Genomic DNA, 11,679 nt, shown 5'->3' on the forward strand with positions numbered 1-11,679 from the left:
TTTGGTATTTTGCACCAAAATCATATCATGCTCCACATAGCAGATCTTTTGGGGCATACATCATGTGAAAGCATAAATGGAGGTAAATATAAGATGCAGCGTATATTTCACACGCCGGAAGGAGTCCGGGACATATATAATGACGAATGCAGCCAGAAACGGAGCCTGCAGGAGAAACTACACTGCGTGTTCCGCAGATATGGCTATGAAGATATTGAAACACCTGGTTTTGAATATTTTGAAGTATTCAGCAGGGAAGTAGGTACGATCCCTTCTAAAGATCTTTATAAATTTTTTGACAGAGAAGGCAATACTCTTGTGCTGCGTCCTGATTTTACCCCGTCTGTAGCAAGAGCCTGTGCCACTTATTTTTCTCCTGAAAAGGAAGTGGTAAGCCTTTGCTATACAGGCAACACTTTTATTAATAATTCCAGTTATCAGGGCAGGCTGAAAGAGTCCACTCAGATGGGTGTTGAGCGAATGGGTGACGATTCTGCGGAAGCAGATGCAGAGCTTCTGGCAATGACTGTGGAGTGCCTTCTGGCTTCCGGCCTTACAGATTTTCAGGTGAGTGTGGGACAGGTGGATTATTTCCGCTCTCTTCTTGAGCAGGCCAGGATGAGCCCTGAAGATGAGGAGCAGCTTCGCAGCCTTGTTTCCATGAAGAATTATTTTGGTGTAGAAGAGCTGGTAGAACGTCTTGGGATTGACCAGAAGGTTGGCAATGCACTGGCACAGCTGCCGCGTATGTTTGGGTCTTCTGATGTACTTGAGAAGGCAAAAGCCCTCACTCAGGAGCCAAAAGCCCTTCAGGCTGTGGCAAGACTGGAAGAGATTTACCAGATCCTGAAGATTTACGGTTATGAGAAATATATTTCTTTTGACTTTGCTATGGTAAGTAAATATCATTATTATACAGGCATTATTTTCCAGGCATATACTTATGGTACAGGCGAGCCGCTTGTAAAGGGAGGCCGGTACAATGACCTTCTTAGGCATTTCGGGAAGGCTGCACCATCTATTGGATTTGCCATTGTTGTAGACAGTCTTTTAACTGCTCTTTCCAGACAGAAGCTGCAGATCCCTGTGGAGGATACTGTGGAAGTGATCACCTACAAACCGGAAGGACGCAAAGAAGCCATCCGGCAGGCACAACAGCTTCGCAGCCAGGGCAAAAACATAGCACTCAGACCTGGGAAGGAGGACTAGAACAGTGAGATATCTGACATTTGCCCTAACAAAAGGGCGCCTTGCATCAAAGACAATGGATATGTTTGAAAAGATCGGCATTACCTGCGAGGAAATGCGGGATAAGGATTCCAGGAAGCTGATATTTGTCAATGAAGATCTGAAGCTTAAATTTTTCCTTGCAAAAGGACCGGATGTGCCTACTTATGTAGAATACGGTGCTGCTGATATCGGGATCGTTGGTAAAGATACCATTATGGAAGAAGGCAGGAAGCTTTATGAGGTGATGGATCTGAAGTTTGGTGCCTGCAGGATGTGCGTATGCGGGCCTGAAAGTGCACGGAAGCTTCTGGATTCCAACCAGCTGATCCGGGTTGCTACCAAGTATCCTGTGATCGCTAAGGATTATTTCTACAACAAGAAGCACCAGACAGTGGAGATCATCAAGCTGAACGGATCCATTGAGCTGGCTCCTATTGTAGGACTATCTGAGGTGATCGTAGATATTGTAGAGACCGGAAGCACTCTTCGTGAGAATGGGTTAAAGGTTTTAGAAGAGGTATGCCCTTTGTCTGCCAGGATGGTAGTTAATCAGGTAAGCATGAAAATGGAAGATGAACGTATCCGGAAGCTGATCAATGACCTGCGTAAAGTGATCTGATAGGAAAGGAAATGATAAACCAATGCGTACAGTAACATTAACAAAAGAATCCACCAAAGATATCCTTGAGAATCTGTTAAAGAGAAGTCCTTCCAGTTACGGAAAGTATGAGATGGCAGTTGCTCAGATCCTGGATAAAGTTAAGCAGGAGAAAGATCAGGCTCTTTTTGGCTATACGAAGGAATTCGATAAAGCCGATATTACAGCAGAGAATATAAAGGTAACGGAAGAAGAGATCAAAGAAGCATATGAGCAGGTAGACCCGTCCCTTCTTGCAGTGATCCGTAAGGCACTGGTAAATATCCGTACCTATCATGAGAAGCAAAGGCAGAACAGCTGGTTTACAAGCTCAGAAAACGGTACTATGCTGGGTCAGAAGGTAACTCCACTTTACAGGGTGGGCGTTTATGTACCTGGGGGCAAGGCAGTTTATCCGTCTTCTGTACTGATGAATATTGTTCCTGCTAAGGTTGCAGGAGTTCCTAATATTGTGATGTGTACCCCTCCGGGAAGAGATGGGAAGGTTTATCCTACCACACTGGTTGCTGCAAGGGAAGCCGGCGCAGATGTGATCTATAAGGTGGGCGGCGCCCAGGCTGTTGCAGCGATGGCTTTTGGTACAGAAAGCATCCCTAAGGTAGATAAGATCGTAGGTCCTGGCAATATTTTTGTTGCACTTGCCAAAAAGGCTGTATATGGACATGTAAGCATTGATTCCGTAGCCGGCCCAAGTGAGATCCTGGTTCTTGCAGATGATACAGCTAATCCCCATTATGTAGCGGCAGACCTTTTGTCCCAGGCAGAGCATGATGAGATGGCTTCTGCCATTCTGATCACTACCAGTACAGAGCTGGCAAAGAAGGTTCAATCAGAAATCGAAGGATACCTGAAGGTGTTATCAAGAAGAGAGATTATCGAGAAATCCCTGGAGAACTTTGGCTATATCCTGATCGCAGAGGATATGGATGAGGCTATCGAAGCTGCTAATGAGATCGCTTCTGAGCATCTGGAGATCGTAACAGCCAATGCCTTTGAGGTCATGATGAAGATCCGTAATGCAGGAGCTATCTTTATCGGAGAATACAGCTCCGAGCCTTTGGGAGATTATTTTGCAGGACCAAACCATGTGCTCCCAACCAACGGAACAGCCAAGTTTTTCTCTGCACTTTCTGTGGACGATTTTATTAAGAAATCCAGTATAGTATATTATTCCAGAGAGGCATTAAAGGAGATCCATAAGGATATTGTACAGTTTGCAACTGCTGAGCAGCTGACAGCACATGCCAATTCTATAGCAGTACGTTTTGAAAAAGAAGATGAAGGGGATTCATTATGATACGAGAGGTTTTGGCACAGAGAAATACCAAAGAGACACAGATCCAGATGAAGCTGAATCTGGACGGAACCGGAGTTTCAGATATTTCTACAGGTATCGGATTTTTTGATCACATGCTGGAGGGATTTACAAGACATGGCCTTTTTGATCTTCAGCTGCGTGTGCAGGGGGATCTTCAGGTGGATGACCATCATACCATCGAAGATACCGGGATCGTCCTTGGCTCTGTGATCCGGGAAGCAGTGGGAGACAAAAAAGGAATCCGCAGGTATGGCAGCTTTATCCTTCCCATGGATGAAACATTGGTGCTTTGTGCAGTAGATCTGTGCGGCAGGCCTTATTTTTCCTGGGACGCACAGTTTCCCACAGAGAAGATAGGGGGCATGTCTACAGAGATGGTGCGTGAGTTTTTCTATGCAGTTTCTTACAGTGCACAGATGAACCTTCATATTAAGGTACTTACCCCTGGCAACAGCCATCATATGGCAGAAGCTATGTTTAAAAGCTTTGCAAAAGCCCTGGATATGGCTGTATCCTTTGATCCCCGTATTACAGATGTTTTATCTACAAAAGGAAGCCTATAAAAAGGAGAATAAAAATAAATCATGAAGAAAAAATTGATTCCCTGCCTTTACCTTCAGTCTGAAAAGGCAGTAACTGGTTTCGGACAGAGAAATCTGTTAGGTGACGGAGATGTGGAAAAGCTGGCAAGGTTTTACAGCGATAACGGCGGTGATGAACTGCTTGTATTTGACTTCTCCTCTCAGGACGAGGAGCATGACAAAGCCATCGGCAAGATCCGCGACATTTGTGCAGCTTCTGAAGTTCCGGTAATGGCTGCCGGCAATATTAAGCGTATGGAAGATGTGAAAAAGCTGATCTACGCAGGCTGTGCCTGTGCTGTGCTGAACTTTTCCAAGGAGAGCAATGTAAAGCTTCTGGAAGAGGTATCCAAACGTTTTGGGAAAGAAAAGATGGTTGTATGTATTTCTTCCATTGAAGAATTTACTGCAAATAAAGAACTGATCGAGAATTATGCATCTGCAGTGCTTGCCCTGGATATGGTGCAGGATCAGGTGGCTGAGATTTCCTCCATCCCTGTGATCCTTCATACTGATGAACAGGATGAAGAGAAGCTTACTAAGCTTCTTGGGTCAGACGCTGTAAGCGGTGTTTCCGGTGCCTTTGTAAGCAATATAGAAAAGGAACTGTTGGATTTTAAGGACAGATGCAAAGGTATGGGGATTCCTGTAAATACCTACGAAAGTAATATTGCCTGGAGTGAATTTAAGCTGAACAGTGACGGGATGATTCCTGTGGTTGTTCAGGATTATAAGACAGATGAAGTGCTGATGGTAGCTTATATGAATGAGCAGGCATTCCAAACCACTTTGAAAACAGGAAGGATGACTTACTGGAGCAGAAGCAGAAATGAGCTTTGGACGAAAGGCCTTACCTCCGGACATTTCCAGTATGTAAAGTCTCTCACCCTTGACTGTGACAATGATACTATCCTTGCAAAGGTGGATCAGGTAGGTGCAGCATGCCATACAGGCAGCAGAAGCTGTTTCTTCCAGCCTCTTATGAAAAAGGAGTATGATGACACCAATCCACTTCATGTATTTCAGGATGTGTATGATGTGATCATGGACAGGAAGAAGCATCCAAAGGAAGGCTCTTATACTAATTATCTTTTTGACAAGGGAATCGACAAGATCCTGAAAAAAGTAGGTGAGGAGTGTACGGAGATCGTTATTGCTGCAAAGAATCCGGATAAAGAGGAGATTAAATACGAGATTTCCGATTTTTTGTATCATGCAATGGTATTAATGGTGGAGAAGGGCGTTACCTGGGAGGACATTACCAGGGAACTTGCCAGACGGTGATTTACATATGAAAAGAAAAGCAAAAAAAGCTTTCAGTATTACAGCGGCTGCAGTGTTTCTGGCAGCCGTATTGTATCTGGTCTGGTGTGTACTTCTAAATGATTCCGTGATCTGGAAATATGTTCAGGTCAATGGGATTTCCATCCAGGGAAAGACAAAAGCCCAGGCCAGAGAAGCGATCCTGGCAGATTTTAAAGAAACTTATGAGGATAAGGCTATCCAGGTGAACCTGTCCGACGAAGTTTATCAAGCTTACATATTTCCTATGCTTGGCATAGATCCCGGGGAAGTGGTGGAGCAGGCCTATCAGCTTGGCCATGGTGCCTGGTATAAAAGAGGTCTGGACCGGATACGTCTGATGACAGATGATAATGCAGAAGAGATCACGCTTCTTCCCCAGGTGACCCATCCGGAGACAGTGTCTTCTGTGATTTCTTATATGGAAATCGAAAAGGTAGATACAGTGGTACAGCCTGTATGCCGGATAACAGACGACAGTCTGATCATAAAGAAGGGAAAAACTGGTATTAAGGCAGATACAGATGCTTTAAAGGAGCAGCTCCTGCATGCAGCTGCCAGCCTGGATCTTGATACACAGATCCAGTGTGCAACCATCAGTGTTACACCAGAGGAGCCGGATTTCAAGGCTTATTATAGGCAGATCTATCAGGAGCCGGAAGATGCATATATGGATGAAAAGAATGATTATGAGATCGTTCCTTCCAGGACAGGGATATCCTTTGATGTTGCAAAGGCGGTCAAAGAATATGGACAGGCCAAAGAAGGCAGTGTGTTTACAGTGGCTTTTGAACAGATCTTGCCGGAGGTGACAACCGGGGATCTGACCAGCCGGGTATTCCGGGATGTACTGGGAAGCTATAATACTTATGGAGGCGGTACTGACAACCGGATCACCAATCTGACTCTTGCTGCAAAGGCAATTGATGGAATTGAACTGATGCCTGGTGAGACCTTTTCTTACAATGAAACCTTAGGAGAGCGTACAGCCGAAAGAGGGTATAAGGCTGCCGGTGTGTTTGTAAACGGACAGCATGCAGAAGGGATCGGCGGAGGCATCTGTCAGGTTTCCACCACCTTGTTTAATGCATGCCTATATGCAGATCTGGAAATTGTAAAGCGTACCAATCATTCCGGCAGGGTAGATTATGTGCCGGCTGGGCTGGATGCTGCTGTATCCTGGGGAGATCCTGACTTTCAGTTTTGCAATAATACTGAGTATCCTATCCGGATCTCTGCCACTTATGCAGATGGTTCCGTTAATGTGAAGATCTATGGTACAAAAACAAATTCCAATACAGTAAAGGTGACTACCCAGCAGCTGGATGCACAAAGCTACAAAACTTATCGTCATGTATATGACCAGGATGGAAATCTGCTGGAAACGGAGGAAATCTGCAGCAGCCATTACATCAGCTGATCTTGCGTGGCGGCTACAGAGCTGTAAACAGGCATCATAAGAATGTGTGATTTTGTTTGATTTTTCACAATTTTAAAGGAAATCGTATTGATTTCAAAAAATACTTTTGCTATAATACAGGAAATGAATAAAGACCGTTTACAGTGTCAGCCAGGAGGCAACGATTCCGGCTGTTAAAGGGAATCAGGTGGAAGTCCTGAACGATCCGGTCACTGTGAGCAGGGAGGATACTGCAGGGACCATTGAGAAGAAGCCTGGATCCGATAGGACTTATGGAAGCCGTCTCTTCTTGAGAAGGAGCAGATATCTGTTGATCTGTGAGCCAGGAAACCTGCTGTGAATGCTGAAGATGGAAGCTTCCGACGAAAGCGATTCATTGCTATTTCTTGTATTGTTTTATTGCACATATGTTTTTTGGCTATGCATATAATGATATGAGCAATTGTGATGCCTGTTTCCAAGCCGGAAGCAGGCTTCTTTTTTGTACAGCAGTACATGTCTTCATTCAAATTGATTGGAAATAACAGGAGGATAAAAGATCATGAAAAAACGAAAAATCATTCTTGCAATGCTTCTTTGCGCTGCAATGACAACAGGGAGTGTGCTTCCTGCATTTGGGGAAGATCTTGCAGCAGAAGTGGATGTACAGGATGTAACAGAGGATGAGGCTTTTGATGAGTCTGAGGAAGCAGATTTTGCTGAGTTTACAGACCAGGAGGAAGTGACCCCTGATGTATTAGATGGTGCATTTACCGCTTATCCGGAGGAATCCGCACCGGTAGCTGAAGATGCAGAGAATCCGGGAACCGTTGCAGCACAGGGATATTATACCTTTGATTTTTCTGATGCAGCTGCACCGGGAGTTACCTGTACTGGCACAATGTTCCGGGTAGTAGCAGCTACTTTATATAGTGACAAAGATGGAGTAATGACAGCTACCATTACTCTTTCCGGCACTGGCAGGGATAAGCTTTATTTTGGAACAGCAGAGGCGGCAGAGGCAGATACTGCTAATCAGATGACTTATTCATCTGTAGTAAAGGATAGTAATGGTAAAGAACAGTATGTATTCGGACCGTTTGCAGTTGCCAAACTGGATAAGGTTATCAATGTGGCTGCACATACTGTCAAGGGAAATAAATGGAAAGATTACACGATCACCTTCAACTCCTCCAAGCTTCTTGCAGCTGCTACAGATCCTGTAGATAACAGCACAGCACTTCCGGATGGTACATATACACCGGAGAATTTCACAGCTGCCGGCGGTACAGGTAAAGTGACAATTACCTGTCCACAGGTTATTGTTGAAAATGGCAAGGCATTTGCAGATGTTACATTCAGCAGCAAGAAATATGTTTATGTAAAGGCAAATAATCAGTTATTTAACGGTACAGTGAATACTTCCGGCGTTACATACAGGATCCCGGTTGACCTGAATGAAGATGTGAAGATCCTTGCACTGACTACAGGTATGAGCATGGCACATGAGATCGCCTATACTCTTCATGTAACATTGAATGAGACACCGGCACCTACTGCTACACCGGCACCTACTGCTACACCAACACCTACTGAGACGCCGGCTCCCACACCTGCAGCAGTTGTAGCAACTTCATTAAAGGTTTCTGTTTCCAAACTTACCTTAAAGGCAGGAGCCTCCAGGACAGTCAGTGCCATTGCAGCACCTGCAAATACCACAGACAAGGTGGTATACACTTCCCAGAATCCTTCCGTTGCTACAGTAAACGATGCTGGTAAGATCACTGCAAAAGCAGCAGGTAAGACCAAGATTACTGTAAAAGCAGGATCAAAGGAAAAGACCATTGCTGTAACAGTATCAAAAAAAGCAGTAAAAGTAAAATCCCTTAAGATGAAAAAGGCAGCCCTTACCATGAATAAGGGAACTCAGACTTATGTTTCTTATAAAGTGAATCCAACAGGTGCAACCACAACCCTGAAATGGAAATCTTCCAATAAGAATGTGGCAGCAGTAGACCAGACAGGTAAGATCGTTGCAAAGAAAGCCGGCAAAGCTACGATTACAGTAACAGCAAACGGCAAGAAGGCAACCGTGAAGGTTTCTGTTGTGGATCCATGCACCAGTGTAAAGGTACAGAGCGCTCTTACCTTAAAGGCTGGCAAGTCTGCCAAATTAAAAGTAACAACCACTCCCAAAACAACTGGACAGAAAGCAGCATTTAAGTCAAGCAACAAGAAAGTGGCAACCGTAGATTCCAAGGGAAAAGTAAAAGCCCTGAAAAAAGGAACTGCTAAGATCACTGTTACTGTAGGCAAGCAGAAAGCAACCTGCACAGTAAAAGTAAAATAAATGTAAATGTTCCGTATTTTTACAGTTACAAATAAACAATAGTAGATACAGATAAAGAAAACTGTCCTGTGAAGCATTGTGTGGCACAATATTTTGCAGGGCAGATTCCTGTTTAACAGAGGAGATTCATATGAAACGTAATTCAACAAGATTTCTTGCACTTTTTTTAACCGCTGCCATGTCCGTCACTCCAGCTGTGGCAGCTTTTGGTGAGAATCAGGAGAACAGTGATCAGATCCCTGCCATTTCCCTGGCTCCCCAGCCATCAGAAATGCCGGAGATATCTGTTTCACCTACAGTTGTGCCAGAAAAAGAAGCACTAAATAATGCAGAAACCGATAAAAAGGAAGCTGTTAATGAGTCTAAAGACTCTGAAGGAGAAGATCCGCAAAAGAAAGATTCCCAGGAAAAGGAATCAGAAAAGAAGGATACTGAAAAGAAGGATACTGAAAAGAAAGATACTGAAAAGAAGGATACTGAAAAGAAAGATACTGAAAAGAAAGATACAGAATCTAAAGACTCAGAAAAGAAAGATCCTGAAAAGGAAGATACAGAGAAAAAAGATCCGGAAGAAAAAGACCCGGAGGAAAAAGATCCGGAAGAGGAAGATATTTTCAAGGATAAAGAGTTCATCCCAAGTATTGCTGATTATACAGCGGCTGAAGACAAGATCACCCTGGTGGTGAAAGGCAATGACAGTGTGTTTGACAGACTGTATGTAGGAAAAAAAGAAGATGCAAATAAATCAAAGGTAATACCAGGAACTGCTGATACAGATGGAACCTATCGCTTTACCTTTGATGTTCCTGCAGAAATGAAAAATCAGGTTCTTTATGTGGTGCCGGGAAACAGTAATAACGGCGGAGAGATCAAATGGTATACAGCCAAAGACTGTACCATCACAGTCCCGGATGTGGTGCCGGCTCCCACCAGTATACCACAGCCCACAGATAGTCCCCAGCCTACTGCCATACCGGAACCGACCGCTATCCCAGAGCCGACCCAGATACCTTCTCCAACCCCAACTCAGACACCAGCTCCGGCTATTCCAAATGGAGTATATAAGATCAATGTTACCTCCAGCGCATTTATGTTCCGTGTGGTAGACTGTCAGCTTACCTCCAAAGATGGTGTGATGACAGCAATCCTTACACTTAGCGGCGTAGGCTATGATTATCTGTTTATGGGCACAAAAGAAGAAGCAGATCAGGCTGACCGCTCCACCTGGATTCCTTTTACTCCAAATGCAGCAGGCAAATACACATATCCGGTACCTGTTTCTGCCCTGGATACAGGCATTGCAGTAGCCGGACATTCCAAGAGCCATAATCTGTGGTATGACCGTATCCTTACTTTTAATTCCGGTACTTTGGAAAAGATCGCAGATCTGGATGTTCAGGAGGATCCATCCAATCCAGAACAGGAAAATAAGGATAATAACAGTGATCCGAACAAAAAGAAGGATGACAAAAAGAAAAACAATAAAAAGGATAAAAATAAAAAAGACAAAAAAGATAAAAACAAGAAAAACAATAAGGTACAAACACCGGGAAAGGATGTGGACAAGGAATCTAAATACAAATCCGATCTTAGCGGCGGTACATCTAAGGTGGACAGCTCTACAGGGCTGAAGGACGGTTCCTACGTACCGGATAAGTTCTCCTGGTCCGGTGGAACCGGTAAGGTGCAGATCAGCTGCAGCAAGGTTTCCATTACAGGCGGTCAGGCATATGCGACCATTACCTTTAGCAGTGATGCATATGGCTATGTGAAAGCTAACGGAAATATGTACTATCCAGATCACAGCGGCGGCGGTTCTACATTTGTGATTCCTGTAGCCTTAAATAAAAATAATTCTATCATTGGTATGACCACCAGAATGTCTGTGCCTCATGAGATCCAATATAGTATATTTGTATATTTGAATGGTGCAGACAACAAAAGCGACAAAGACAAAGAAAATCCATCTTCTTCTGACAGTATGGTTTCCACTGGTAATAAAAAGCTGGACGACAAAGCACCGGAGATCACCGGTCTTGAGTACAAGGATGAAACTACTTTGGAACATGCAAAACACCTGAAAGTGTATCATTATGAAAATGACATTACACTTCTTGAGGTGGATATGACCACTGATACTGCCCGTACAAAAGAATCTGTTCAAGCAGAAGGCGAAGCAAATACAGAAGAAACAGCAGCAGGCAATGAAGAAACTGCAGCAGTATCTGAGGACGAAGAAACAGCAGCTGTGACTTCTGATGAGGAACAATCCATGGCAGCAGCTCCTGAAGAGGAGAGCGGTTCTTCTGCTCCTGCAGAGTCTACAGGGGATAAGATCGAACAGCTTTATATGGGAAATGTGATCAAATATCTGATCGTTCCGGAAGATGCAGATGTTCCGGCAGGTCTTGATAAAGATGTGATCCTGATCCGGAAGCCTGTAGAGAAAACTTATGTGGACTCTGCAAATGCAGCGGAGGCCATGGATAAGCTGGGATTGACAGACAAGATTTCCATGATAGGATCAGACCTTACCGATCTTCCTGAAGCTCTGTCATCTGCTGTGGAAGCAGGAACTTTGGAAAGCACAGGGACTTATACAGACCTGGATTATAAGACGATGCTGAAAAGCCAGTGTACCCTTGCTATTCTGCCATCCGATATCCTTCCTAAGACAGAAGAGGATCTGGATGCAAAAACAGAAGAACTAAGGAGCACTGCCCAGAGATTTGCACTTCTTGAGATCCCGTTCATCGTTGACCGATCTTCAGATGAAGAAAATGATGAGGCAGTGGCAGAATGGGAAGAAGTTTACAAGACAATCTTTGATGTGAAATAACA

8 protein-coding genes and 1 riboswitch are annotated in these 11,679 nt (G+C 44.1%); all 8 genes read left to right on the top strand.

What is annotated here, in order from left to right:
• The first annotated feature begins 93 nt into the window (after positions 1–93).
• The 8 genes from hisZ (at position 94) to G5B11_RS06795 (ending at position 11,677) form a co-directional block, all read left to right on the top strand.
• Entirely contained in the window at positions 94–1,209 is a 1,116-nt protein-coding gene (gene hisZ / locus G5B11_RS06760; protein ID WP_173727315.1) for an ATP phosphoribosyltransferase regulatory subunit, read from the top strand.
• Between the two features lie 4 nt (positions 1,210–1,213).
• On the top strand, positions 1,214–1,849 hold the full coding sequence (gene hisG, locus G5B11_RS06765) for an ATP phosphoribosyltransferase (RefSeq protein WP_173727316.1): 636 nt from the start codon (positions 1,214–1,216) through the stop codon (positions 1,847–1,849).
• 22 nt (positions 1,850–1,871) lie between these two features.
• The gene (gene hisD, locus G5B11_RS06770; RefSeq protein ID WP_173727317.1) at positions 1,872–3,185 is read left to right on the top strand and encodes a histidinol dehydrogenase; all 1,314 of its coding nucleotides are present in this window, start codon (positions 1,872–1,874) and stop codon (positions 3,183–3,185) included.
• Positions 3,182–3,769: an imidazoleglycerol-phosphate dehydratase HisB gene (hisB, locus tag G5B11_RS06775; RefSeq protein ID WP_158420399.1), complete on the top strand. Its 588-nt coding sequence runs from the start codon at positions 3,182–3,184 to the stop codon at positions 3,767–3,769. The genes hisD and hisB overlap by 4 nt, the downstream gene beginning before the upstream one ends.
• Before the next feature lie 18 nt (positions 3,770–3,787).
• Positions 3,788–5,071, top strand: a complete 1,284-nt coding sequence (gene hisIE / locus G5B11_RS06780; protein WP_442859927.1) for a bifunctional phosphoribosyl-AMP cyclohydrolase/phosphoribosyl-ATP diphosphatase HisIE — start codon at positions 3,788–3,790, stop codon at positions 5,069–5,071.
• Between the two features lie 7 nt (positions 5,072–5,078).
• Positions 5,079–6,509, top strand: coding sequence for a VanW family protein (locus G5B11_RS06785; protein ID WP_173727319.1), 1,431 nt, complete (start codon positions 5,079–5,081; stop codon positions 6,507–6,509).
• A 124-nt stretch (positions 6,510–6,633) separates the two neighbouring features.
• A riboswitch (cobalamin riboswitch) is annotated at positions 6,634–6,862 on the top strand.
• A gap of 188 nt (positions 6,863–7,050) precedes the next feature.
• Positions 7,051–8,838, top strand: a complete 1,788-nt coding sequence (locus tag G5B11_RS06790; RefSeq protein ID WP_173727320.1) for an Ig-like domain-containing protein — start codon at positions 7,051–7,053, stop codon at positions 8,836–8,838.
• A gap of 130 nt (positions 8,839–8,968) precedes the next feature.
• Positions 8,969–11,677 (top strand): pentapeptide MXKDX repeat protein, encoded by a 2,709-nt coding sequence (locus tag G5B11_RS06795; RefSeq protein WP_173727321.1) that lies wholly within the window; start codon positions 8,969–8,971, stop codon positions 11,675–11,677.
• Positions 11,678–11,679: the final 2 nt, after the last annotated feature.

The organism is Blautia glucerasea, from assembly GCF_013304385.1.
GTDB lineage: Bacteria > Bacillota > Clostridia > Lachnospirales > Lachnospiraceae > Blautia_A > Blautia_A ammoniilytica.

Bases quoted from the DNA above. Each gene is read 5' to 3' on its own strand.
- hisZ (WP_173727315.1), top strand. From the start codon at position 94: ATGCAGCGTATATTTCACACGCCGGAAGGAGTCCGGGACATATATAAT.
- hisD (WP_173727317.1), top strand. From the start codon at position 1,872: ATGCGTACAGTAACATTAACAAAAGAATCCACCAAAGATATCCTTGAG.
- hisB (WP_158420399.1), top strand. From the start codon at position 3,182: ATGATACGAGAGGTTTTGGCACAGAGAAATACCAAAGAGACACAGATC.
- G5B11_RS06785 (WP_173727319.1), top strand. From the start codon at position 5,079: ATGAAAAGAAAAGCAAAAAAAGCTTTCAGTATTACAGCGGCTGCAGTG.
- G5B11_RS06790 (WP_173727320.1), top strand. From the start codon at position 7,051: ATGAAAAAACGAAAAATCATTCTTGCAATGCTTCTTTGCGCTGCAATG.
- G5B11_RS06795 (WP_173727321.1), top strand. From the start codon at position 8,969: ATGAAACGTAATTCAACAAGATTTCTTGCACTTTTTTTAACCGCTGCC.